Annotated in this window: 23 protein-coding genes; 12 read left to right on the forward strand and 11 right to left on the reverse strand. The window is 65.8% G+C overall.

Annotated elements, in window-relative coordinates; all coding sequences use genetic code 11:
* Positions 1-822: 822 nt before the first annotated feature.
* Together ACTJK6_RS22300 and ACTJK6_RS22305 are read left to right on the forward strand one after the other, a co-directional pair.
* Positions 823-2,037, forward strand: a complete 1,215-nt coding sequence (locus ACTJK6_RS22300; protein ID WP_322017219.1) for an EAL domain-containing response regulator — start codon at positions 823-825, stop codon at positions 2,035-2,037.
* 242 nt (positions 2,038-2,279) lie between these two features.
* Entirely contained in the window at positions 2,280-2,927 is a 648-nt protein-coding gene (locus tag ACTJK6_RS22305) for a response regulator transcription factor (RefSeq protein WP_260803641.1), read from the forward strand.
* 10 nt (positions 2,928-2,937) lie between these two features.
* Here ACTJK6_RS22305 and ACTJK6_RS22310 read toward each other — a convergent pair whose 3' ends face one another.
* Both ACTJK6_RS22310 and ACTJK6_RS22315 read right to left on the reverse strand, forming a co-directional pair.
* Positions 2,938-3,717 (reverse strand): aquaporin, encoded by a 780-nt coding sequence (locus tag ACTJK6_RS22310; RefSeq protein ID WP_440840205.1) that lies wholly within the window; start codon positions 3,715-3,717, stop codon positions 2,938-2,940.
* A 134-nt stretch (positions 3,718-3,851) separates the two neighbouring features.
* Positions 3,852-5,318, reverse strand: a complete 1,467-nt coding sequence (locus ACTJK6_RS22315) for an MFS transporter (RefSeq protein WP_440840206.1) — start codon at positions 5,316-5,318, stop codon at positions 3,852-3,854.
* Positions 5,319-5,442: 124 nt separating this feature from the next.
* Between ACTJK6_RS22315 and ACTJK6_RS22320 the strand changes: the two genes are divergently transcribed.
* Positions 5,443-6,279: a helix-turn-helix transcriptional regulator gene (locus tag ACTJK6_RS22320; RefSeq protein ID WP_260803643.1), complete on the forward strand. Its 837-nt coding sequence runs from the start codon at positions 5,443-5,445 to the stop codon at positions 6,277-6,279.
* A 4-nt stretch (positions 6,280-6,283) separates the two neighbouring features.
* Here the strand turns inward: ACTJK6_RS22320 and ACTJK6_RS22325 are convergent, their stop codons facing one another.
* Together ACTJK6_RS22325 and ACTJK6_RS22330 are read right to left on the reverse strand one after the other, a co-directional pair.
* Positions 6,284-6,883 carry a hydrolase gene (locus ACTJK6_RS22325; RefSeq protein WP_433865827.1) on the reverse strand — a complete coding sequence of 200 codons (600 nt, stop codon included), beginning with the start codon at positions 6,881-6,883 and terminating at the stop codon, positions 6,284-6,286.
* 23 nt (positions 6,884-6,906) lie between these two features.
* Positions 6,907-7,341 (reverse strand): PaaI family thioesterase, encoded by a 435-nt coding sequence (locus ACTJK6_RS22330; RefSeq protein ID WP_232041473.1) that lies wholly within the window; start codon positions 7,339-7,341, stop codon positions 6,907-6,909.
* A 291-nt stretch (positions 7,342-7,632) separates the two neighbouring features.
* Between ACTJK6_RS22330 and ACTJK6_RS22335 the strand changes: the two genes are divergently transcribed.
* Positions 7,633-8,760, forward strand: a complete 1,128-nt coding sequence (locus tag ACTJK6_RS22335; protein WP_440840207.1) for a porin — start codon at positions 7,633-7,635, stop codon at positions 8,758-8,760.
* 18 nt (positions 8,761-8,778) lie between these two features.
* Here ACTJK6_RS22335 and ACTJK6_RS22340 read toward each other — a convergent pair whose 3' ends face one another.
* On the reverse strand, positions 8,779-9,828 hold the full coding sequence (locus ACTJK6_RS22340; RefSeq protein ID WP_260803647.1) for an ABC transporter substrate-binding protein: 1,050 nt from the start codon (positions 9,826-9,828) through the stop codon (positions 8,779-8,781).
* Between the two features lie 147 nt (positions 9,829-9,975).
* Here ACTJK6_RS22340 and ACTJK6_RS22345 point away from each other — a divergent pair, with 147 nt between their 5' ends.
* On the forward strand, positions 9,976-10,656 hold the full coding sequence (locus ACTJK6_RS22345) for a response regulator (protein WP_232041476.1): 681 nt from the start codon (positions 9,976-9,978) through the stop codon (positions 10,654-10,656).
* The gene (locus tag ACTJK6_RS22350) at positions 10,634-12,082 is read left to right on the forward strand and encodes a sensor histidine kinase (RefSeq protein WP_316870449.1); all 1,449 of its coding nucleotides are present in this window, start codon (positions 10,634-10,636) and stop codon (positions 12,080-12,082) included. Before ACTJK6_RS22345 ends, ACTJK6_RS22350 begins: the two co-directional genes overlap by 23 nt.
* Before the next feature lie 30 nt (positions 12,083-12,112).
* On the opposite strand, the gene ACTJK6_RS22355 is transcribed toward ACTJK6_RS22350, so the two are convergent.
* From ACTJK6_RS22355 to ACTJK6_RS22370, 4 genes are all read right to left on the reverse strand, one after another.
* Positions 12,113-13,774, reverse strand: a complete 1,662-nt coding sequence (locus ACTJK6_RS22355; protein ID WP_440840208.1) for an S-layer protein — start codon at positions 13,772-13,774, stop codon at positions 12,113-12,115.
* A gap of 278 nt (positions 13,775-14,052) precedes the next feature.
* Positions 14,053-14,592, reverse strand: a complete 540-nt coding sequence (locus tag ACTJK6_RS22360; RefSeq protein WP_232041479.1) for a DUF4142 domain-containing protein — start codon at positions 14,590-14,592, stop codon at positions 14,053-14,055.
* Positions 14,593-14,618: 26 nt separating this feature from the next.
* A complete protein-coding gene (locus ACTJK6_RS22365; protein ID WP_316870447.1) occupies positions 14,619-14,999 on the reverse strand; it encodes a DUF2795 domain-containing protein in 381 nt (126 codons plus the stop codon).
* A gap of 134 nt (positions 15,000-15,133) precedes the next feature.
* Positions 15,134-15,616 carry an RrF2 family transcriptional regulator gene (locus ACTJK6_RS22370; RefSeq protein ID WP_440840209.1) on the reverse strand — a complete coding sequence of 161 codons (483 nt, stop codon included), beginning with the start codon at positions 15,614-15,616 and terminating at the stop codon, positions 15,134-15,136.
* Between the two features lie 230 nt (positions 15,617-15,846).
* Here ACTJK6_RS22370 and ACTJK6_RS22375 point away from each other — a divergent pair, with 230 nt between their 5' ends.
* From ACTJK6_RS22375 to ACTJK6_RS22395, 5 genes are all read left to right on the forward strand, one after another.
* Entirely contained in the window at positions 15,847-17,052 is a 1,206-nt protein-coding gene (locus ACTJK6_RS22375; RefSeq protein ID WP_440840210.1) for a globin domain-containing protein, read from the forward strand.
* A gap of 20 nt (positions 17,053-17,072) precedes the next feature.
* Entirely contained in the window at positions 17,073-18,287 is a 1,215-nt protein-coding gene (locus tag ACTJK6_RS22380; protein WP_440840211.1) for an NnrS family protein, read from the forward strand.
* Positions 18,288-18,359: 72 nt separating this feature from the next.
* Positions 18,360-19,817, forward strand: a complete 1,458-nt coding sequence (pdxR, locus tag ACTJK6_RS22385) for a MocR-like pyridoxine biosynthesis transcription factor PdxR (RefSeq protein WP_440840212.1) — start codon at positions 18,360-18,362, stop codon at positions 19,815-19,817.
* Between the two features lie 79 nt (positions 19,818-19,896).
* The gene (locus ACTJK6_RS22390) at positions 19,897-20,334 is read left to right on the forward strand and encodes a carboxymuconolactone decarboxylase family protein (protein WP_232041484.1); all 438 of its coding nucleotides are present in this window, start codon (positions 19,897-19,899) and stop codon (positions 20,332-20,334) included.
* A gap of 48 nt (positions 20,335-20,382) precedes the next feature.
* The gene (locus ACTJK6_RS22395) at positions 20,383-20,814 is read left to right on the forward strand and encodes an SRPBCC family protein (RefSeq protein ID WP_260803656.1); all 432 of its coding nucleotides are present in this window, start codon (positions 20,383-20,385) and stop codon (positions 20,812-20,814) included.
* Between the two features lie 4 nt (positions 20,815-20,818).
* Here ACTJK6_RS22395 and ACTJK6_RS22400 read toward each other — a convergent pair whose 3' ends face one another.
* Entirely contained in the window at positions 20,819-22,120 is a 1,302-nt protein-coding gene (locus ACTJK6_RS22400) for an MFS transporter (RefSeq protein ID WP_433865841.1), read from the reverse strand.
* A 176-nt stretch (positions 22,121-22,296) separates the two neighbouring features.
* Complete coding sequence (locus tag ACTJK6_RS22405; protein WP_232041487.1) at positions 22,297-23,181, reverse strand: LysR family transcriptional regulator; 885 nt, start codon at positions 23,179-23,181, stop codon at positions 22,297-22,299.
* Positions 23,182-23,303: 122 nt separating this feature from the next.
* On the opposite strand from ACTJK6_RS22405, the gene argC reads away from it, so the two are divergent.
* Positions 23,304-24,236 carry an N-acetyl-gamma-glutamyl-phosphate reductase gene (gene argC, locus ACTJK6_RS22410; RefSeq protein WP_440840213.1) on the forward strand — a complete coding sequence of 311 codons (933 nt, stop codon included), beginning with the start codon at positions 23,304-23,306 and terminating at the stop codon, positions 24,234-24,236.
* Positions 24,237-24,337 lie beyond the last annotated feature (101 nt).

Here is a 24,337-nt window from a genome sequence, read left to right on the forward strand (position 1 = left end):
ACAGATGCAATCGTTTTCGTCACGCGTGGCGTTGCGGCAACGCTTGTAGCTTCTCGTTACATTAAGTAGTTCTACGTTATTGCAACGCAACAAACGATTCGCTATAGTAGGAACTGTCTCCTCCACCCTCCTTGGTGGATTGTGGCCCGAGCACCTGGTGCTCGGGCTTTTTTCTTTGGCGCGCGGCTTTTGCTGTTCTTCTGGCCGCCTTGCATCTCAGCCGGTTCCGGCTACCCTGAATTCTCAATTTTTCTGCGCGTTTTGCTCAGCGACGTTGCCCGATAGCAACGAGCGACGATTTTTCAAGCGTGCGCTTCGAGTCGCCCCTCGAACACCTACACGTCTCTCGGTAGGAAAAAGGCAAAGCGCTGCTTGAATCACGTCAACGTGTCGAATGTGCGCGTAACCGCCTGCTTTGTGCGGCTAACATCGCGAAATATCGTCAGCTTTTGTCCTACAAGCCTTTCGGCCAACCCCGGACAGTCTGACTTCACCCCCTCCACTAAACTTCACCTTGCTCTCTCTTTAGAGAGCACTCCCCCCCTTTTGAGCCCGCCCCTGTTGCGGGCTTCATTTTTTTCGGGCACGATTTCCTCCATCCCGACGCCGTCGACACCGGCGCCGGAAGCTCAAAAGGTTGGGGGAATCGCTCAAGGCCCGCGCAGTTGAAAAGCTGCGCGGGCTTTGTTTTTTCTGTCGCCGCGCATCGACTTCGCCTGACAAGGCGCGTGGCCGGTGCTTCAATGGCGGCTGACGGCGGCGTCACACAGCGCAAGCGAGATGCGCCTTGCCTCCGATCCCTACAACAACAAGGACTGGCCGATGGAAGGTTTCGCGCAACTCGCCGTGCTGGTGGTGGACGACCACCCCGTGCAACGGGCCGCGGCCCGGCAACTGCTCCATACGCTGGGTGTGCAGCAGATCCTGACCGCCTGCGACGGCCGCGAGGCGCTCTACCTCCTCCAGCTTTGCCACGTCGATCTCGTGCTGTGCGACATCGACATGCCCGGCATGAACGGCCCCGAACTGATGGAGCAGATGCACCTGCGCGGCGGCCACGTCTTTCCGCGACAGGCGCCTGTGTGGGCGTGGGTCAGCGCGATGGACGCGCCGATCGTCGAGTCGCACATCAGCCTGGCCGATGCGATCGGCTTGACGCGCACGCGCGGCGTGCACAAGCCGCTACGCCCGGCACACGTGCTGCCGCTGCTGGAAGAAGCCGCCGCGCGGGAGCGGGACGGAGCACCGGCTGCAGCCGCTGTCTTGCCGCAATTTTCCGACGACGAGCTGGCCGCGCTCATCCAAGAAACGCCTGAACAGATCGAGGTCGTATTCCAACCCCAGCACGATCTGGCCACCAACCAGATTGCCGGCGCCGAGGCGCTCTGCCGCTGGATGCATCCGCTGCATGGGCGTGTGTCGCCTGCGGCGTTCGTGCCGCGCCTGGAGGCGCTCGGGCTGGCTGATGGCCTGTTCTTCCATGTGCTGGAGCATTGCGTGCGCGTGCAGCACGCGCTGGCCGCGCATGCATATCCCGTTTCGATCGGCGTGAATGCGTCTGCGCAGACGCTCAGCCGCGCCGGCACCATCGAGCGCATCGAAGCCATCGTGCGCGAGGCCCGCATTGCGCCGGCCGCCATCGCCATCGAGCTGACGGAGGATTCGCCCGTGCACGATGCCACGCAACTCACCATCGCACTCAACCGCCTGCGCCTGCTGGGCCATCCGCTGGCCATCGACGATTTTGGTGTGGGCATTGCCACGCTCAAGCTGCTCGCCGACCTGCCCTTCACCATCCTGAAGATCGATCGCTCGTTTACCGCCGCGGTGGACCAGACCAGCCAGCGCGGCGTGATCTGCCGCACGATGATCGAACTGGCGCGCACGCTGCATCTAGAGTGCATTGCCGAAGGCGTGGAAACTGAAGCACAGCGCCAGACGTTGCGCGCGCTGGGCTGTGCGACGGGCCAAGGCTATCTGTGGGCGGCCCCGCTGTCTGTCACCGCGTTTCTCGCACACGTGCAGGCGGCGGCATAAGTACAAACGCTGCAGGGCCATTCAGTTTCTCTCAACCCAGATAAAAGCAGCTTCTGCCCCGAAAGGTTACGCGGCGCCAAAGTAAGAAAAGTCTGATCCCGCAGGGCATATCCGGTGAGTAAGGTACCGGCTCCTTTCAGCGGTGCTCCTGACCTCCATGACGGCTCCGATCTCTTCCACCCTGTTGCTCGTCACGCCGGCCAAGTCTTCCCCGGCGACGCGCCCGGCCTGACGGCGTGCGCATGTGCCCTGTCCTCTCGGTCGTGCTGGCGGACGATCATCCGGTGATCCTCATGGGGCTGGCCGCGGCCATTGGGCAGTTTCCACAGCAGCAGGTCGTCGCGCAGGCGCACGACGGGCGCGAGCTGATGCAGGTGCTCACGTCCGTCGACAGCAACGTCATCGTGACGGACTACAACCTGGGTGGCGAACCGGCCTTCGATGGCATGCAATTGCTGGCACGCCTGCGCAAGCAGCATCCCAGGTGCGGCATCGTCGTCTGCACGATGGTCCACAACCCGGCGCTGCTGCGCGCCATGCGGCAGATTGGCGTGGCTGGCATTGTCAGCAAGAACGATGATTTTGTTCATGTCGGGCACGCCGTCATGGCGGCCGCGCGCGGTGTGCGCTATGACAGCCCCCGCATCCTGGAAGACACGGGCCTCGGGTCCAACGAACGCGATGCGTTCGAGCGGCTGAGCGCGCGAGAGCGCGAAGTGCTTCGCCTGTATGCGGGCGGCGCGGCCGTGTCCGACATAGCGCTCATGCTCGGTTCGAGCGTGAAGACCGTCAGCACGCAAAAGGCTGTGGCACTGCGCAAGCTTGGCCTGGCGCGCGAGATCGATCTTTTCCAGTACGCCCGCGCCAGCGGGCTGACAGCGCTCCGCTGAGCGTCCAGCGTCAGCTTGCCTGGCGGTGCATCGGCACGGCTTGAGCCGGCGCGATGGCGGTGCTGGATCCTTGCGCGGGCGGCGCTTCCACGCCCATCAGCCAACTGAACGACGGCGTTGCCAGCAGCGCGCCGACCAGTTGCGCCAGCATGTAGCCCGGGACATCGCCGGGGCGGATGCCGGAGGGGCCGTCGGTCAGTGCGCAGGCAAAGGCCAATGCCGGGTTGGCCAACGATGACGACGACGTGAACCAGTACCCCGCCGCAATATAGGCGGCCACCACCAGCGGCAATTGCTTCGGCGCGTGACGCCCGCATGCGATGCCCACGCCGATCAGTCCGAACGTTGCCAGCGCTTCGCTCCACCACAGTGCAGGCCCCGTGGTGGCATGCGTGCCCGGCGCCCACGCCGGCATGCCGAACATGGCGTGCGCAGCGGCCACACCCAGCGCGGCGCCCAAGGCCTGTGCAGCCAGATAGGCCAGCGCCTCATGCCCACGCAAGCCGCCCCGCAGCAACGTCGACAGCGTGACCGCCGGGTTCAGGTGCGCCCCAGACACCGGCGCGAACACCGTCAGCAGTGCCAGCAGACCAGCGCCACCCGCCAGTGATTGCGCCAGCAGCGTCCACGTGGCATCGCCGCCGGAGAGCCGGCTTGCGTGGATGCCGGTGCCGATCACCACCGCAATCAACAAGGCCGTACCGAGCCCCTCCGCGACGATGCGGCGCGCCAGGGATGGTGCAGCGGACGCGGCCGAAGCCGCGGTACGAAGGTGGGACACAGTGGTCATGCGGGAAGGAGGCGAACGATGCCAAGCGCATCGCGCGGGAGTTTGGAACCTCCGCCGGGGCCGATCAATGCACAGGGGCGCGCTTGTGTCGCGCGCCCGAGTATCGAATGTCGGGGGTGGTTTGATAGCGTGGTTCAGGCAGGGCTTGCAGCGCCAGCGGCGGCCAGTTGCCGCTGCTGTGCGGCCAGTCGCGCAAAGCCGATGGCCGCTGCGCCAAGCGCTGCCAGCATGGCGATGCATCCCGCCATCGTGCCGTGCGCCATGCCGTTGGCACCGCCGGCAGCGGCAAAGTTGAAATACAGCCCGCCGATGCAGGCGACGCCCAGTGCGCCCGCCAATTGCTGTGCGGTAATCAGCAGGCCTGCTGCGGCGCCTGCCTGCGTACGCACGACACCAGTCAGCACCAGGCCGATCAACGGGACGACGACCAGGCCTTGCCCGGCCCCGTACAGCGCCACCGCAATGCCGATGCGCGCCATGCTCGGCGTGGCGGGATGCGCCCACTCCGTGCCGAAACCCGACAGCAATGCCAGCAAGCCCAGCGCCATCAGGCCGAGGCCTGCCAGCAGGGCGCGGACACCATAGCGCCGCACCAAGGCATTGGCTACCCGCGACGTGATCAGAAACGTGATGGCCAGCGGCAGGATGGCAACCCCCATGCGCACCGCAGACAGCTGCCGACCGTTTTGCAGATACAGGGTCAGCACCAGGAAGAACGCCATCATCCCGATGTAGTGCAGCGCAGACGCCGTCAGGCCCGTCATGAAGGCGCGATGCCGCAGCAAGGTGGGCGGCAGCAGCGGCGTACCGCCGGCACGATCGACACGGGCTTCAAGTTGCTGGAACGTGGCCATGCCCAGCACGCCTACGACAAGCAATGCCAGGGTCCACACCGGCCAGTGCAGTTCGCGGCCGAACAGCAGCGGCACCAGCACGGCAGCCACGCTCACGGCCATCCACGCCACGCCGGCTGTATCGAGATGCACCTTCGCTGCGTTGGCGCTCGGGTGCGGAATCCAGCGCCAGCCCAGCAGCGCGGCAGTCAACCCAACCGGCACGTTGATCAGGAAGGCCGAGCGCCAGCCCAGCCCGGCGATGTCGGCGCTGGTGAGTGCGCCGCCCACCAGCAGCCCGGCCGCGCCGCCGGTGCCCATCACCAGGCCGAAGATCGACAGCGCGCGGTCACGCTCGGCGCCGGCAAAGAGCGCCTGCACGCTCGCCAGCACTTGCGGCACCATCATCGCGGCCGACAGGCCTTGCGCAAAGCGCCATGCAATCAGCGCCGCCGCACTGCCCGCCAGCCCGCAGCCGGCCGAGGTGGCGGTAAAGGCCATGAGGCCAAACAGGAACACGCGCCTGCGCCCGAACAGATCGCCCAGGCGGCCGCCGGTGATGAGCAGAATCGCGTAGCCAAGCTGGTACACCGCCAGCACCGCCTCCAGTTGCGCGGGTGTGGCGTGCAGGCTCGTGCGGATGCTCGGGATCGCCACATTGGCAATGAACGCATCGACGATGAACATGAATTGCGCCGTCACCATCACACCAAAGGCGAGCCAGCGGCGGGGTTCGGATACTGAGGGGGCAGAAGAAACTTGGGTCACGATCGGCTCCGGAGAGAGGGATGAACGCAGCGTAGGTGCGCGAGCCGATTCGATGCAGAGCTAGGATTAACCTAGGATTGGGTTGTCCCTCCCACCTTCACGCGCTGTCGTGTGTAATGCCCCCATGGACGATTTCACCGCCGACCTTGCCCCCTTCCCTGCCGCGCCGCGCAACGAGCTGGGCGAATTCCTGCGCAGCCGCCGCAGCCACCTGCGTCCGCAGGACGTGGGGCTGCCCGAAGGCAGCGGGCGCCGCCGCACCGCTGGCCTGCGCAGGGAAGAAGTCGCGCAGTTGGCCAACATCAGCATCGATTGGTATGTGCGCATCGAGCAGGGGCGCGACGTGCGGCCCTCGGTGGCGACCATCGAGGCGATCGGGCGCGCACTGAAGCTGTCTTCGGATGAGCGCGCGCACATGCGTGGCCTGGCGCGCGCGGAATCGGTCTTTACTGCGGCGGCGACCGGGCGTTCGGCCGCCGAAGCGGTGCCCGATGTCTTGCGCCGCGCCGTTGCCGGCATGGTTTTGCCCGCTCACGTGCGCAGCTACCGCACCGAACTCCTGTGCTGGAACGAGGCGACCTCGCAGCTCTTCATGGATTTCGGCACGATGCCGCCCGAAGACCGCAACTCGCTGGTCTACATGTTTTTGTACGCCAATGCGCGCGAGCGTTTTGTCGAGTGGGAAAACGAGGCGCGGCGCATGCTGGCGAAGTTTCGCGCGGTGTACGATCCGCACGCAGACGACCCGGTGCTCGTGGCGCTGGTCGACCGGCTGCGCAGCAGCAGCCGCGAGTTCGATACGTGGTGGCGCCAGCACGAAGTGCGCGCCCAGCGCGCGGAGCACAAGCTGATCCGCACGCCCGGCGGCAAGGTCGTCCGCTACGACTATATCGGCCTGCCGGTGATGGAAGACCCGCGCCTGCGCATGGTGCTGTACGTGCCGGTTGAGGACGGCGCCTGAACGTTCAGGCCGTCAGCGCCGCCAGGATGGTCTGCGTGTCGCGTACGCGGCCCAGTCGCGGGAACACGTTCTCCACCGACGATCGATGCATCGCCGCATCGTTCGAGCTCATCGCATCTTCGGCCAGCACCAGCGCGTAGCCGTGTTCCCACGCGGCGCGCGCGGTCGATTCCACGCCCACGTGCGTCGAGATACCGCCCAGCACGATGGTGGTGATGCCGCGACGGCGCAGTTGCAGATCGAGTTCGGTGCCGTAGAACGCGCCCCACTGGCGCTTGGTGATCTGGATGTCGGTGGCCGCCACTTCCAGCTCGGCCGGTTGTTCCCACCATTGCGGCGGCAGGCCGCCCGGCTGTGTGGGCGCGGGGCGGTCGACGGGCTGGCGCGGCGCATCGGCGTAGTCGGCCGCCCAGCCCACACGCACCAGCACCACGGGCGCACCCAGCTCGCGAAAGCGCTTGGCGAGCTGTGCAGACGCGCCCAATACCTGCTCGGCCGTGTACGGCCCCTGCGCAAACGGCAGGATGCCGCGTTGCAGGTCGATCAGCACCAGCGCGGTGGTTTTCGCAGACAAGTCGGACAGGGTTTGCAGCGGTTCAGACATCAGGTGCTCCAGGTCAATCGGATTTACGGACGGCGGATCACACACGTTGCGGTGGCATGCGCCAGCAATGTGCCGTCCTGCGTTTTGAGCGTGCCTTCCGACACGCCGATCGTGCGCGAGACATGCAGCACGCGTCCAACGGCCACCAGCGGCGTATCCACCGGCACGGCCTTCACCATCTTCACGTTCAAGTCGACCGTGCCGTAACCGACGCCGGCTTCGAGCATCGAATGCACGGCGCAGCCCGTCACGGAATCCAGCACCGTCGCCGCAAAGCCGCCGTGCACACCACCCAGCGGATTGAGGTGGCGCTTGTCGGCTTGGGCGGTGAAGTGCACGGTGCCCGCTTCGATGGAATCCATCGTCATCGGGATGGTTTCGCTGATGGACGCGCGCGGCAGATCACCGTGCGACATGGCCTGCAGCAATTGCAGGCCGGTCATTTGGGACGGATGCATGGGAAAGGACCGGTGGAGTTGAGATGGGGGCGACTCGACACTCTACCGCGAGGCCGATTGCCAGGGCTGCAATGCGTTGCATTGTCTGGCGCAACAACCCTCGCCTCTGCACATGTCCCAATGCGGGTAGACCCTAGCGTTGCACCTACGCCGACGCGAAAGGCTCCAGAAAGGTGCCCCCTTCTACGCTCGCCCAGCGATTGCATCGGCGGCCTGACCAACCGCTGTTGCGCGTTTCCCAAAGCCGGCATCACGACCGGACACCATCACCCACAAAGGAAGGAGACTTCAATGTCCCGCATCAAGTTTGCCCTTGCGGCAACAGCAGCCGCTGCGGCCACGCTGGCCACTGGCGCCGCCCATGCCCAGTCGAACGTGACGCTCTACGGCCTGATCGACACCACCATCAGCACCGTCAACAACACCAACGCTGCTGGCGCGCGCACCACCGGCTTCCAGATCCCCTGGTTCTCGGGCAGCCGCTGGGGCCTGACCGGCAAGGAAGACCTGGGCGGCGGCACGTCGGCCATCTTCAAGCTGGAATCGGAATATGAAACGCCGACGGGCAACATGGACACCCCGGGCGTGCTGTTCAACCGCGATGCCTGGGTGGGCCTGTCGAGCGAATCGCTGGGCAAGCTGACCTTTGGCCGCCAGAACGCGATTGCCCGTGACGTGTCGGGTATCTACGGCGACCCGTACACCAGTGCGAAAGTCGGTCTGGACGAAGGCGGCTACACCAATACCAATAACTTCAAGCAACTGATCTTCTACGCAGGCAGCGCCACCGGCACGCGCATGAACAACGGTGTGGTGTGGAAGAAGATGTGGGGCGGCCGCTTCCTGACGGCCCTGGGCTATCAGTTTGGCGAAGTGCCGGGCCAGTTCACGCAAGGCACCACCGAGTCGCTCGCACTGGGCTACAACGGCGACAACTTCCATCTGGCGGGCTTCGCGCAACAGGCCAAGGTGGGCGGCTTCATGGACCGTTCGTACTCGGTGGGCGGCAACGTGATCATGGGCATGTTCCGCGTCAACGCCGGCTACTTCCACTACACCGGCGAGCAGCCGGCCGCGATCGGCAACCGCAGCGACAACGCGTACACCGTGTCGCTGAAGGTGGCACCCCCGGGCGCGTTCGACTATGAAATCGGCTACCAGATCATGAAGGCCAACAACGCCGCCTTCAACGCCGATGGCAACACGCTCAACGCATATGCCAGCGTGGTGGGGGCCACCGCAGCGGGCAGCGGCCGCAAGAACACGCTGTACGGCTCGGTGTTCTACCACGTGTCCAAGCGCACGGAGTTCTATGTCGCGGCGGACTACATGAAGCTGAAGGATCAGTACATCGTGGGCGGCACCAACGGCCACAACAGCCAGACCGAGTTCGGCGTTGGTATGCGCACGCGCTTCTAAGCGAGTGTTTGGTTTGAGCTAGCGGCGCTCGCGCACCTGATCGACAAACCTGTTGGTATAGGTGCGCGAGAGATCAATGTGCTTGTCGCGCGCGTTGGCATTGCTGGCGGCGAGGACGCGCAGGACGGTGGGTGGGCCGTCGTCCGGCATGCGTCCGTCGGTGCTGAACGTGGGCAACGCGGCGGCAAGCGCTTTTGTGTACAGCTCTGGATGATCGCGCCTGAATTCAGGCGGCATGCGGGCGGCAATATCTTCAGCACCGTGCGTGCGCATGTAGCGCAGGGTGTGCACGAATGCGCGGGCCAGTCTGGCGGCGACGTCCGGATGCGCTTCCAGCCATTCGGTCTGCAGGTACAGACACGCGGCCGGATACGAACCGCCCAGCGCGGCACGCGTGTTCTCCAGCGTGCGCAGGTCGAGCAGCACGCGGGCTTCGCCGCTGTGCACAAGGCGCGAGACCGTCGGGTCGGTGGTCATGCCGGCATCGATGCGGCCGCCGCGCAGCGCGGTGACGAAGCTGCGCTCAGCGCCGACGGGCAGCATGGTGTAGTCGCCGGCCGACAGCCCCTGCTGCGTCATCAGGTAACGCGTGAGAAAGCTGGTGGATGCGCCCAGCCCCGTCACGCCCAGCGTGCGGCCGCGCAGGTCACGCATCGACTGTACCGTCGCCGGCAACCGTGTCGACACGACTTCCGCCTCGCCCGGCACCTGACTGAATACGACAATGGCGCGCACTTCCTTGCCCTTGGCCTGCAGGTCGATGGTGTGGTCATAAAACCCGACCACGCCTTGCGCAAAGCCGGTGAGCAGTTCACTCTCCGCATCGACGCCGGCGGGCTGCGAGACCAGTTCCACATCGAGCCCTTCGTCACGGAAATAGCCCAGGCGCTGCGCCAGCGTAGCGGGCAGGTAGATCATCTTGGCGGTGCCGCTGACCATGAGCGTCAGGCGCGCCGGGTCTTGCGCGAGGGCATGCGAAGTTGCCACTGCCAGAAGGGCAGCGAGCCACGGCGTGATCCAGCCCCGGACGCCGCGTGCGCGAGCGCTCCTGCAGGTAAAAACACCCATTGAGTTGTCTCCGGCTCTTTTGTAGATATCGGTATCGCGCGGTCCGGATCTGGTGAATGACGCCTCCGGCGCGCGTAGGCAGCCGCCACCATTCTAGGAAGCGGCAACCCACAAATCGCTTTCATTTTTCGGACGCGCTGTTTTCGCATGAAGCTGCTCCTGATCGAAGACAACGCCCCGCTGGCGCACTGGCTGTCTGAAGCCCTGCGCCGCGCCCAGTTCACCGTGGATCACGCCACCGATGGCGAATCCGCCGACACGCTGTTGCTCACGCAACACTACGATGTGGTGCTGCTTGATCTGCAGTTGCCCACGTTGTCAGGGCAAGGTGTATTGCAACGTTTGCGGGGCCGCCGCAACCCGGTGCCGGTGCTGATCCTCACTGCGAGCGGCGGGATCGACGACAAGGTCGCATGCCTGGGTGCCGGCGCCGATGACTACCTCGTCAAGCCGTTCGAGATTCGCGAGCTGATCGCGCGCATCCAGGTGCTGGTGCGGCGCAGCGCGCCCGATCAGTCCGTCGAACTGCAGTGCGGCGACCTCACGTACCACACCGGCAGCCGCACCTTCAATCTGGCCGGCCAGCCTCTGGTGCTGCCCGCGCGCGAGCACACCGTGCTTGAAATCCTGATGCTCAAGCTGGGGCGCACCGTGTCCAAACCGGCGCTGGTGAACGGCGTGTTCGGGATGGATGACGAAGCCAGCCCCGAGGCCATTGAGATCTACATCCACCGCCTGCGCAAGAAGCTGGAGCATTCCGCTGCCACCATCGTTACGCTGCGCGGCCTCGGTTACCTGCTGCGCGATGCCTCCGCCGCGCAGTCCTGACCAAGCGCCAGCGCAGGCCCCGGCGCGGGCGCGCAGCCTGCGTGCGCGGCTGGTGTTGTGGCTGGCACTGCCGCTGGTCGTCTATGTGGCGGCCGATGGTTGGCTCGACCTGGCCGCCGCACGCCACAACGCCGATCTCGTGCACTTCCATGCGCTCGATACGGCCGCACAGATGATCAGCGGCCAGATCGAGTGGGACGAAGGCCGCCTGCGCGTGTCGGTGCCGCCGGCGGCGCTGGCCGTGTTTGCCGCGCCGGAAACCCCGGTGCGCGACCAGGTGGCGTACCAGGTCAGCACCGAGCACGGTCGCCTGCTGGCCGGGCGGCTCGACTTCGGTACGCGCCCGGCGTTTGACGCGGCGGGCCTGGCCGATGCCGGTACCTACACCGATACCGTGGAAGGCCAGCCCGTGCACGTCGCCGCCGTGGTACGAACCATGTACGACGCCGGCCGTACCGAACGCGTCGTCACGCGTGTCGCGCAAACCATGAACGGTCGTGACGCGATGATCCGCCAGCTGTGGTGGCCTGGCACCGTGCGCCAGCTCGCGCTGGTGGGGCTGGCGCTGGCGATGATCCTCATCGGCCTGACGTTGGAGCTGCGGCCGATCTTGCGGCTGGCCGGCAACGTGTCGGCACGCGCGCCCACCGACCTTGCGCCGCTCGACCCCGATGGCTTGCAGCACGAGCTGCAGCCGATTGCCGGGGCGTTCAATCAATACCTGCAGCGCATTGCCGACAACGCGATCACGCAGAAGCGCTTCATTGCCGATGCAGCGCACCAGATGCGCACGCCGCTGGCGATTCTCGATACGCAGATGCAGGTGGCGGCGCAAACCAACGCAGATGCCGCGCTGCACGAAGTCCTGAAGGCCGCGCGAACCAGCACGCGCAACCTGGCGGATCTCATCAACGACTTGCTGCTGCTGTCACAGGCCGAAGCATCGGCCGCGACGAGCGAGGCGGTCGACCTCTCGCAGGTGGCGCGCACCGTGCTGGAAGATCTCGCGCTGCTGGCCGATGGCCGTCGGATCGATCTGGGCATCGAACCCGCCGAGCAGCCCGTGTGGACGTCGGGCAACCGCACACTCATTGCCGCCCTGCTGTTCAACCTCGTCGACAACGCCGTGCGTTACACGCAGGAAGGCGGCCGCGTGACGGTGCAGGTGTCGGCGGACTACGGTTGGGCCATCCTGGCCGTGACCGACAACGGCCCCGGCATTCCGCCCGAGGCGTATGCACGTGTGTTTGAACGCTTCACGCGTCTGGAAGGCACGCAGACCCAGGGCAGCGGCCTGGGCCTGGCGATCGTGCGTCAGATCGTGGATCGCATGGGCGGCCAGATTGCGCTGGCGCCCGGGCCGGGTGGCGCTGGGCTGGCGGTGACGGTGTGGCTGCGGCGAACGAGTGCGCCCGCCGCAGCGTAAGTCACCGCCGCTGCCTTACCGCTTCGGCATTTATTGCACCGACACAAACACCGGGTTCGAGTAGAACCACAGATCGTTGTAGTTGCGATCGTTGATGGCGTTGAAGCGCGCGGCGTTCTCCGTCACCACGGTCTTCTGGTCGGGCAGCGGATTGCCGTTGCTGGTTTCGCCCGACACGTTCATGCCGAGGTTGGTGCCGCGCAGGCGGAAGTACTGGTTCTTGGCGGCCGTGTAGGTGTACGTGATGCTGTTGTAGCCGTCGGCGTCGACCTTCCAGTCGGCCTTGGTGAACGTGGCGATGACCTTTGTGGAGTCGTTGGTGTCCTTGGCATAGGCTGGCGTGCCAGATGCAGCCTTGCCCGTCACGTCGCCCGCAATCAGATCAACGTGGTCCACCACCGGACGCATGTTGACCTTGAAGCCGCTGCCTAGCGGGTACTCGTAGTTGTTGTGATCGGGGCTCTTGAAGCGGATGGTGATCGTCACCTTGTCGCCGGCCTTGGCCGTGAGCGTGCCGCCCATGTCGGCGGAGGTGCCTGCGGTACCTGCGCTGAAATCGAGCGCGTTGATGAGGTCGCCGAACACGCCGAACGACTTGCCCGAGCGCATGGCTGCCAGCAGCGTCTTCAGGTCTGTGTTGGTGCCCGGCAGCCAGATGTAGGTCTTGGCGTATTCGCCGGGGTAATAGCCGCTGCTGAATTGCTGCGTGGCGTCCACTTCAAAGTGGTGGTCGGAATCGGCAAAGTTCCAGACGCGGCGGCCCTCGCCGAGCAGCGCATCCCAGACGCCGCCGACTTGCGCGACCACGTAGTCGACGCCGCCGTACGTTCGGTTCTTCAGGTTGGCGTCGGTGTAGGCGCTGGTATAGCCGCCGCGGTCGGGTTCCATCTGGTTGCCGACCATGCCTTCGATGCCGAACATGATGTCGGGCGCCGTGTCGTTGAACTCGCGGAAGTCCGCCACCGTGTACTTGCCCGGGTTGCGCGACGGGTGGTTGATCAGGCCGTAGCTGGTGTTCGGGTAATTCGTCTTGAGCCACTTGAAGGCATTGACCACGTCGGCGTGTGTCGTGCCGGCGCGCGGGCCTTCCTGCTGCCATGCGGTCACATCGTTCGGATCGAAGAGCGATGCCGACTGCTGCGTGAAGAAGTACTCGAACTTGTTCAGGCCTTTGGCCGACGTCTGCAGCTTGTCGGCGCCATCAAAGATGCCGACGTTCAGGTGATCGTGCGTGGGCATGTCCCACTCGGCGGCGGAGAAGATCAGCTTGCCCGCGTACTTGCCTGCCGCCTGCGCTTGCGCAATGGCGGGCATCTCGTACTTGGCGATCCCGGCCGATGCGGCAATCGAGCCGCCCGCAAGCGTGGCGCCCGTGGCATCGCGCGGCGAGGGGCGCAGGTGGTTCGATACGGCCATCCAGTCCAAGCCGTTGAGGTCGAACGCGTGGTCGAGCACCGTCGACAGGGGCGTGACGGCATCGGCGGATTCCGCCGTGTGCACGTGCAGGTCGCCCGTGGTCCACATGCCTTGCGGCTTGGCGGGCTGTGTCGGCGTGGTGGGCGTCGTCGGGGCTGGCGAGGTGCCTGCCGTGCTTGTGGGCGCGGGGTCGTCACTGCCGCCGCAGGCATACAGGCCGAGGGTCAAGCATGCCGGCACCGCAATCGCGAGCAGCGTTTTCTTGGTCGAAAGCATTGTGGTTTCCTGTCGATTCGATGAGGTCGGGCAAACGCTTCCGGCCACCCATGCGTGCGGGCGACTCATGCACGAGTAAAACGTTTGCGCGGCCGAATCTTGGCGACAAACCATGAAAATTTAGTGACGAAGCGGTATGAAAACAGGAAGCGATGTGGCCCAAAACGAATCTGTCGGGCACGCAAACAGCGCGCAAAGAAAACGGCCCCAAAAAGGGGCCGCATTCATCGCGATTTGTCTCCGCGTCAGGGCGGGCCCTTGGCGGACGTAGCGAGCAATTATTTCACCGCGGGTTTCAACTGCTCCGCCATTTGCAAATGCTCGCGCAGCGCAGGCAGGTTATGTGAGAAGAACGCCTTGATGTCGGGGTCCTTCGCATCCTTCGAGGCCTTGTCGAACAGGGAGACGGCGTCCTTGTGGGCCTTCACCCCCACCTCGTCGGCGTAGGCCTTGTCGAACTTCGCGCCTTCAAGTGCGCTGAGCTTGTCGACCTTGGCGCGCTCATCCGCAGGCAGGCTGTCCGGCACCGTAATGCCCTTTTTACCGGCCAGCGCCTTGAGTTCGTCGCCCACCGTGGTGTGGTCCTTCACCATGCGCTGTGCAAAGGCGCGTACGTCCGGGTTGCTCGCACGTGTAATGGCAACCTGGCTGGCCTGCACTTCGAGCATCCCGGCAGCCGCAGCCTTGGTGACGAAGGTGGTGTCGGACTTGTCCGTTGCCGCCCGCGCGATACCGAGCGCGCCGCCAAAGCCCAGCGCACCTGCTACCAGCAGCGCCGCAACGCGACGCGCACCAATATGCTGTGTTGATCTGTTCATGAGTCGTCCTCCTGCGCGGGTGCGCATCACTTTTCGTGGCCGATGGCCTTGGAAACGGCGGCCGGCGTGTCGTACTCGTCGTCAGGCATGTCGCGCAGGGTCTTGAGGGTGCTGTCGTCTGCGCCGTTGGCCTGCGCGGTCTTCATCAACTCTTGCTTCTTCGCGGGGTAGGTCGCGCCCTTCAGGGCCTTCTGAATGCCGATCGGCGAATGCGTTGCGTGTTCACGCGCGCTGCCGCCCTGTGCGCCGCGCTCGTGCGACTTCGCACCGGCACGTTCAGACGATTTGCCGCCGCTGCCGTGGCTGGCGTGCCCGCCACGCTCCTTGTCGGACGCGCTGCTGCGCTGGCTTGTGGACGTCGATTTCGAGTGCGACGCGTGCTTGCTCTTGTCGCGAGTGGGTTTCATGACACCTCCGCTGGTCGGTTGACTGGACCGTCACCCAAGATGGCGCGGCCCGCAACCGTTTTGCAGCAGCGAACATGCCTGCGCAAACCTGCGGCGATGAGGAAAAGAAACGCGCGACAGAAGCGGCGCGCAGGCTACGCGCGCGATGCGGGCTTGGCCCGAGGGCGTGGCATCGGCAACGCTCTGACCTCTCCCAGCGCCCGGTTCACCGCGTTGGGTTTGTCGACCAGATCCTGCAGCGTGTAGCCATCCAGCACTTCAAAGTACGCCCGCAACGCTGCGTGCAGCACGCCGCGCAGGCCGCACACGCGGGTGATGACGCAGTGGTTATCGTCGCCGTGGAAGCACTCGACCATGCGGAAGTCGGGCTCAGTGGCGCGTACCACGTCGCCGAGGTTGATTTCGGCCGCTGGGCGGCCGAGCGTGATGCCCCCCGCGCGCCCGCGCACGGTGTGCAGGAAGCCGTCCTGCCCTAGCTGCTGGACGATCTTGATGAGGTGGTTCTTGGGAATGTCGAAGGCCTCCGCAATGCGCTGGATCGTGACGAGTTCGTCCGGGTGCACGGCCACGTAGATCAGCGTGCGCAGGGCGTAGTCGGTGTAGTCGGTCAGTCGCATGGCGGGCGTGCGGCGTTGCCGCAGGTAAAAACATTCATGAGAGGAACATCTTATCGGGAAGTTGCCCACAAGATGCGCCGGTTTGCCGCAGGTCAATTTGTTGCATCACAAATATACGTTTAATAGAATCCAATGCAAGCGGTTGCCTGAGCCCCAGGCTATCCAGAACAAAGCGTGACGGCGCCCCCCGTCTTATTTGTTGCATATTTCACGCATATTTGGAGTCCAGCATGCTGTCCGACAAGTCCAAGCCCTATATCGATGCCAGCGTTCCCGTGCTGCGCGAGCATGGCTTGACCATCACCCAGACCTTCTATCGCAACATGTTCGCCAGCCACCCCGAGCTGACCAACGTGTTCAACATGGGCAACCAGGCCAATGGGTCGCAGCAGCAGTCGCTGGCTTCGGCGGTGTTTGCGTACGCTGCCAACCATGGCAACAACGCGGCGCTGGCGCCCGTGGTCAACCGCATCGTGCACAAGCACGCGGCCGTGGGCATCAAGCCGAGCCATTACCCGATCGTCGCGCGCCACCTGCTTGGCGCGATTGCCGAAGTGCTGGGCGACGCCGCCACGCCGGACCTGCTTGCCGCCTGGGACGAAGCCTATTGGCTGCTCGCCGCCGAGCTGATCGCGGCGGAAGCGCGCCTGTACCAGCACACCGGCAGCGGCCCCGACCATCGTCAGCCGGTGCGCATTGTCAGCCGCCGTCTGCAGGCCGAAGACGTGGTCTCGCTCACGCTCGAAGCCGTGGGCGACGCGCCATTGGCCGATTTCCTGCCGGGGCAGTACATCTCGGTGCAAGTGGAGCTGGCGCCGGGCGCACTGCAGCAGCGCCAGTACAGCCTGTCGGACGCTCCGAATGGCCGCACGTGGCGCATCTCGGTCAAGCGTGATGCGGGCGACGCTGACCGCCCTGCAGGCACCGTGTCGAGCTGGTTGCACGCCAATGCGCGCGAAGGCGACGTCCTGCTGGTCAGCCAACCGTACGGCGACTTTGTGCCGCAACTGGCAACCGACAACCCGATCGTGCTGATGTCGGCCGGTGTTGGCATCACGCCCATGATTTCGGCGCTCAACACGCTCGCGCAGGAGAACAGCGCGCGCAAGATCGTATTCAGCCACGCCGCCCGTGCTGCCTCGCATGTTGCCCACGCCGATGATCTCGAGCGTGCCGCACAAGCGCTGCCGGCGTTCGAGGCGCATGTGTTCCTGGAGTCCGGCGAGGACGCGGAGTTCGCATCGCGCCCGGCCCAGCCTGGCCGCATGACGGTCGACACGTTCGTGCGCGACCACGGAGCGGAAGCGGACTTCTATCTCTGCGGCCCGCTGCCGTTCATGCAGGCACAGCGTGCGGCGCTGCTCGCCAGCGGTGTGCCGTCGGAGCGCATCCACCGCGAAGTGTTCGGCCCCGATCTGCTGGACGACATCCTCTGACCTGAACCACGGAAATCACCATGCCCCGCCAAGCCCCGTTGCTCACCATCGGCAAGCCCGACCCGGCAAGCCGCGTGCCTTACACGGGGCGAGCGGTCTTCGCGCTCGGCTTCCGGCCGCTCTACCTGTTGGCCGCGGCGTTTGCCGCGCTGGGGATGGCGTTGTGGGCAGCGTTGCTGCTGGGTGTCCTGCCCTCGGCCCAAGGTCCGGCCACCATGGCGCCACTGTTCTGGCACGCGCACGAGATGGTGTTTGGCTTTGCGGCGGCGGTGGTGGTTGGTTTCCTTTTCACAGCGGGTAAGAACTGGACCGGCCTGCAGACGCCGCAAGGCACGCAGCTCGCGGCGCTGGCTGCGCTGTGGCTGGCGGCACGTGTGCTGATGTGGACAGGCCCCGTGCCGCTGGCTGTGGCTGCGGACGTGGCGTTCCTGCCGGCGTGCGGCGTGGCGTTCCTGCGCGTCCTGCGGCGCGCAAAAAGCGCCCGCAACTACGGCCTGGCGATCGCGCTGCTGGTGCTCGGTGGCGTCAACGCGGCGTTTCATGCCGCGCTGGCTCTGGACGCGCCGCTGGCCGCACTGCGTTGCCTCGATGCAGCCGCGGGGCTGGTCTGCCTGTTCGTCACGGTCATTGGCGGACGCGTCATCCCAATGTTCACGTCCAACGCCGTTCCTGGCGTGCAGGTGCGCCGCGTGGTGTGGGCCGAGCGCGCCATCGTGCCGGCGACGGCGCTCGCCGTTGCCATGCTGGCGACGCCGCTTCAAGGCATTGTTCCAGCCATCGTGTTTGCGGCGGCGGCGGTCGTGCAGGCTGTCCGCTGGGCTGGCTGGGACACGCGCCGCACGCTGCGCACGCCCATCGTCTCCATCCTGCATGTGGCGTATGCCTTCCTGCCCATCGGCTTTGCCATGTTGGCCGCCGCAGCGCTCGGCTGGGGCGACCGTTCGACCGCGCTGCATGCGCTCACGGCGGGAGCCATCGGCGGCGCCATCATCGCCATGATCACGCGCACCGCGCTGGGCCACACCGGCCGGATGTTGCGTACGGGCCGTGCAGAGAATTTCGCCTACGCAGCCGTCGCGCTGGCTGCACTCGTGCGCGTGGCCGGCCCCGCCCTGTTGCCGCGCGAAGTGTGGATCGGCGGGGCGAGCGTGCTGTGGGTGGCGGCGTTTGTGGTTTATTTGTGGCGCTACACGCCGTGGCTGATGGCGCCGCGCGCTGACGGCCGGGAAGGCTGAGCTTCACCCTGCCCTTCCCGCCTCCGGCGGCTTCAGTAGAATGGCGCAGCTCCTTCGCATACTGCGCCCACGATGGATGTCCATTTGACGATCCACGGCCGGCACGACCTTGCCGGCCAACTCTATCGACAACTCCGCACGGCCATCCTCGATGGCCGGCTCGTGCCGGGCGAGCGTCTGCCCTCCACGCGCGATCTGGCGCTGCAGATTGGTGTGTCGCGCAAGACCACGCTCGACGTATTCGAGCGCCTCATTGCCGAGGGCTATCTGCAGCCACGCGCCGGCTCCGGCACCTTCGTGGCCGAAGCCACCGAAGGGTTGCGCGCTCGCACGCCGGCCGCCTCGCCTGCGGTGCAACTCGCCTCGCCCACGCCGGCCGTACGCACCTTCGACACGCCCTGGAACAACATGCCCGCGGTGCTGCCTCAGCCGCGCCCAAACCTCGTCTACGACTTTGTGGGCGGCGTGACGGAGAAGCGCCTGTTTCCCTTCGACGTGTGGCGCCGCTGTGTTGCGCACGCGTTGCGCCAGCAGGCGCGCGGGCGCGGCGGCTATCACGACCCGGCGGGCGATCAGGCGCTGCGCCTGGCCATCTCGCGCTATCTCGCATTCAGCCGTGCGGTGGTGTGTGCCTGGGCCGATATTGTCGTCACGCAGGGCGCGCAGCAGGCCATCGACCTGATCGCCCGCGTGCTCGTGCGCCCCGGGGATACGGTGGCGATTGAAGATCCGGGTTACCCGCCCGCGCGCATTGCGCTGCAGGCGCTGGGTGCCAACGTTGTGCCGGTGCCGGTCGATGCCGAAGGCCTGGTCGTCGATGCGCTGCCGAAGCACGCGAAGCTTGTCTACGTGACGCCGTCGCACCAGTTTCCGCTGGGCATGCCGATGAGCCTGGCGCGCCGCGCACAACTGCTCGACTGGGCGCAGCGCCATGACGCGCTGATCATCGAAGACGATTACGACAGCGAATTCCGCTTCGACGGCCGCCCGATGGAGTCGCTCAAGAGCCTGGACGCTGCCGGTTGCGTGGCTTACGTCGGTACGTTTTCGAAGACGATCTTTCCGGAGCTGCGCATCGGCTACGTGGTGCCGCCCGCTTCGTTGGTGGCGCCGTTGCGGCACGCCAAGCAGGTGGCCGACTGGCACAGTGAATCGCTCATGCAGGCGGCGCTCGCCAAGTTCATGCTCGACGGCGATTTCGCCAAGTACCTGCGGCGTATGCACAAGGAGTACGCGGCGCGCCGGAATGCGCTACTGCGGCATCTGCGTGGCCCGCTGGCGCAGTGGCTGGCGCCCGTGCCGTCGGCGGCGGGCATCCACATGGCAGCGCAGGTGCGCGCACCGTTGCCCGAAGCCGACCTGGTGAAGCTGGCGGAGGGCGTGGGCGTCGGGCTCTACGGCACGGCCAGAATGCACGTGGCACGGCCGCCGCAGCCCGGGTTGCTGATCGGCTACGGCCACGTGAACGTTGCCGAGATCGACGCGGGCCTCGGCGAGCTGGCGGAAGTGCTGGCCAAAGTGGCTACCTGATATTCGAGTGGATTGGCAATTTCAAGGTGCCACTGCGGCGCCTAGACTGGCTCCAGTTCTCAAGCACAGGAGCCATCTGATGGAACCCCGCCTCGACTTCTATCAAAGCAACCCCGCCGCCATCCAGGCGGTCATGGGCCTCGAAAAAGCGCTGGGCAAAAGCACGCTGGAAAAACCGCTGACTGAACTCGTGCGCCTGCGTGCCTCGCAAATCAACGGCTGCGCCTATTGCGTCGACCTGCACACCGCCGATGCCCGCAAGGGCGGTGAAGACAACCGTCGCCTGGCTACCGTGTCGGTCTGGCATGAAACGCCATTCTTCACCGATCGCGAACGCGCCGCGCTGGCGTGGACGGAAGCCGTCACCCTCGTCGCAGAAACTCGCGTGCCCGATGACGTCTGGCAGGCCGTGCGCGCGCAGTTCTCCGATGCCGAGCTGGTCGACCTCACGCTGCTGGTGAGCACCATCAACACGTGGAACCGCCTGGCCATCAGCTTTCGCAAGCTGCCCGCCTGAGCGCCGCATATACTGCCTCGCACGGCGCGCGCCGCACACGGAGGCCACATGCTGCACAACGTCCGCACCCTAAGCGTGAATGTCGAGCGTCACTTTGATGACGTGGCCATGTTTCTGGCCGAGCCGCTGAACTTTCCGATCTGGGCGACCGGCCTGTCGGAAGGGCTCGCGCCCGGTACGCAGGGTTCGGGCGCGGCCCCCGACGAATGGATTGCCAAGGCCGCCCCCAACAGCGACGAAGGCAGCGTCTTCATCCGCTTCAGCCCGCCCAACACATTTGGCATTGCCGACCACTGGGTCCGCCTGCCGGACGGGTCAATCGTGTACGTGCCGCTACGGGTGGTTCGCAACGGCGCCGGCACCACCGTCTCGCTTACGCTGTTTCAGCAACCGAGCATGGACGACGCGCAGTTCGACGCCGATGCCGAATGGGTGCAGCGTGACCTGGTGAAGCTGAAGATGGTGCTGGAAGCCGAATAACCGCTCAGGCCTTTTCCGCCCGAGGAGCTTGCGGCACCGTTTGCGGACCCGACGCGCCTGCGGATGCGGCTGCTGCAGCCAGTGACGGATCGCCCTGCGCATCCGATCCCTTCACCTGGCTCACCCAGAACACGCAGAACAGCCCTGCTGCCACGGCCAGCCAGCCGTTGAGGCCATAGCCCTCGATGCGGCCGCCGGCACCGGCGGACAGCAGCAGCCCGCCCACCCACGCGCCCACGCCGGTCCCTACCGACATCACCGCGCTGTTGGCCGACAGGAACGCGCCGCGCACCTGCGGGGCGGGCACTGTCGTCATCAACGCCTGCATCGGGACCATGCGGCTGGAGAGGATCACCATGAAGAACGGGAAGAACAGCAACATGCCGATGTAGGGCCAGTCAGGCAGATGCGTCATCACCAGCACCGGGATGAACGCCAGCAGTGTTGCGCCAACGAACATGCGGCGGCGGCCGTAGCGATCAGCCAGCTTGCCCACGGCGCGCGAACTGAAGAACGACGCCGCGCCGCCAGCCACATACAACCACGACAGGTTTTCGGGCGACACACCGTGGTTGGCCACCAGCACCGGAGAGATGAAGGGAATCACCATCATGTGCGAGCCCATCATCACGAAGGTCAGCACGAAGGCCCGCAGGTGGCGCGGGTTGGTGAGCAACTGCCACAGGCCGGAGAGAATCTCGCCCAGCGTCTGGCTGCGCTTGCCTGCCAGATGTTCGGCCAGCGGTGGAATGGTCTGCCGCGCGCCCAGCCAGATCAGCACCGTGAGCGCCGTCAGCAGGAAGAACGGTGCCGACCAGCCGAAGTGCGCGCCAATGGCAATGCCGACGGGCACGCCCGCCATGGCCGCGAGCGCGAACGACGACATCACCACGCCGGTGGCCGCGCCGCGCCGTGCGGGCGGCACCACGTCTGACAGCACGGCCATGATGATCGACCCGAGCACGCCGCCGGTGACGCCCGCAAATGCGCGGGCAAACAGCAGCATGCCGTAGCTGCCCGACAGTGCACAGGCCAGGTTGGCCAGCGTGAAGAGGCCGTAGACGGTCAGCAGCAGGCGGCGCCGGTCAAAGCGGTCGACATAGGTGGCGGCCAGCAGGCCGGAAGCGCCCGAGCACAGCGAATACACCGACACCGCCGTGGCGAACGCCGCCGGGCCGATGCCAAACGTATGCATGATCTGCGGACCAAGCGGCATCATCACCATGAAATCCATGATGACGGTGAACTGCGTGAGCGCGAGCAGCCAGAGCAACCGGCGCTCGCGCGAGGAATCAAGTAAGGGCATGAGGGCGAGCGAAGAAGAGGAGTAAGCGGCGCGCGCAGGCTGGGGCCGGAGTCGGCTGGCTGGCACGCCGTGTTGTGTCGCAAAACATATCTTAAGATAGTTGTCGCGACACAAGAAGTCAAACTTTATTCAAGCGGGATTCTGCGCCTCGTCACGGTTTCGAGGCGTGCAATGGACTATTTCGCCCGGAGCATCCAAAGCACGTCGAGCACGTGCTGTGTCGATCGCGCTACGTCACCGGCGCGGTGCGCAATGCCAAGTTCACGCCACAACGCAGGTCGCAGCGGGCGCATGGTGATGCGCGCATCTGACGGTGCGGCGGACGCCTCATGCGGCAGCAGCGTTGCGCCGTAGCCGGCCGCGACCAGGCTCTTGATGGCGTCGTTGTAGTTGAGCTGGATACGCGGCACGGGGTGATGACCGTCAGCGGCGAACCACTCCGTTGTCTGGCGCGAGAGTCGTGTGGTCGCGTCGTTCAGGATCAGCGGCTGCGCAGAAAGCCACGCGGGCGTGATGCGCGCCGGGCTCGTCCAGTGCGCAGGCAGGAACGCCATCACCGGATCGCGCCGCCATGGCTTGATGGCAAGCCCCGCCACTTGCGATTGGGGCAGCGCCACGAGGCCAATGTCGAGCGCGCCATCGGCCAGACCCGCCAGCGTTTCCTGCGACGTGAGCACCGCCACCTGCACGTCGATGCCGGGGTGGTCCTGCCGCAGCACGTCCAGCGCCTGCGGCAGCAGATGTGCGATGGCGCCAGTGGATGCGCCCAGCCGTACGCGTCCGCTCAAGCCTTGCACCTGGCGTTGGATGTCGTCCAGCGCCTGTTCGGCATCGGCGAGCAGCTTGCGGGCGCGCTCCACCATCACCTCGCCGATGGCGGTGGGCTGCACCTGCCCGCGCTTGCGCGAGAGAAGTTGCGCGCCTACGCGATCCTCCAGCTCGGCGATATGCAGGCTCACGGTGGGCGCCGCCAGATGCAGCGCCCGCGCCGCGTCGGCAAACGAGCCGCGGCTGGCCACTTCCACGAGTGTGCGCAGGCGGTCCAGGCTGATCTCTCGCATGATTCAGAAATGCTGAATGTGACGGTTATGAAATTCAACTTTTCATATTCTAGGCCGCGCTCGAAGATGGGGGCTCGCATTCACCACCACCCTCACCCTCTTTTCCATTGGAGCGCCCCACCATGTCCACGCCCCTCGTCTTCATCGATGGCGACCAAGGCACCACCGGCCTGCAGATTCACGAGCGCCTGCGCGGCCGTGTGGAGCGGCAAGACCTGAAGCTGCTGACGCTTCCCGCCGACGCGCGCAAAGACGCGCAACACCGCGCCGAGGCCATCAACGCCTGCGATATCGCCATCCTGTGTCTGCCTGATGCGGCCGCGCGCGAGGCGGTCGCGGCCATCGTCAACCCGGCCGTGCGCGTGATCGACGCCAGCTCCGCGCATCGCACCACGCCGGGCTGGGTGTACGGCTTTCCGGAGATGAGCGAAGGGCAAGCCCGACGTGTTGCCGCAGCGTCGCGCGTGACCAACCCGGGCTGCTACCCGACCGGCGCGATCGGGCTGCTCCGCCCGCTCGTGCAAGCCGGCCTCGTGCCGGCGGATTACCCGATCAGCATGCATGCCGTGTCCGGCTATTCGGGCGGTGGCCGCGCTGCAGTCGAAACCTACGAGGGGCCGGATGCGGCAAAGGCATTGCCGTTCCAGGTGTATGGGCTGGGTTTGGCGCACAAGCACACGCCGGAAATCCAACTGCACGCGGGGCTCACGCAGCGGCCGATGTTTGTGCCGGCCTACGGCGCGTATCGCCAGGGCATTGTGCTGACGGTGCCGCTGGAGCTGCGTCTGCTCAACGCCGGCGTGGATGCGGCTGCGCTGCACGCATGTCTGGCCGACCACTACGCTGGCGCGCAGCATGTGGAGGTGATGCCGCTGCAGGCCCCGTCCGCCTTGCCGCATCTCGATCCGCAGGCGCTCAACGGCACCAACGACATGCGGCTGGGCGTGTTCGCCAACGACCACGGCCAGGTCCTGCTCACGGCGGTGTTCGACAACCTCGGCAAGGGCGCCTCAGGCGCGGCGGTCCAGAACCTCGACCTGATGCTGGCGCAGTAGTGGCAAATCGAATCGAAGTCATCGCAACATTTAATTGGTCGATTGTGGGCGACTTCGCTATCGTCAACGCCGCCCGCGTACGAACCGCCTGTTGCTGTTTG

It is taken from the genome of Ralstonia sp. 22086, from assembly GCF_052045975.1.
GTDB lineage: Bacteria > Pseudomonadota > Gammaproteobacteria > Burkholderiales > Burkholderiaceae > Ralstonia > Ralstonia wenshanensis.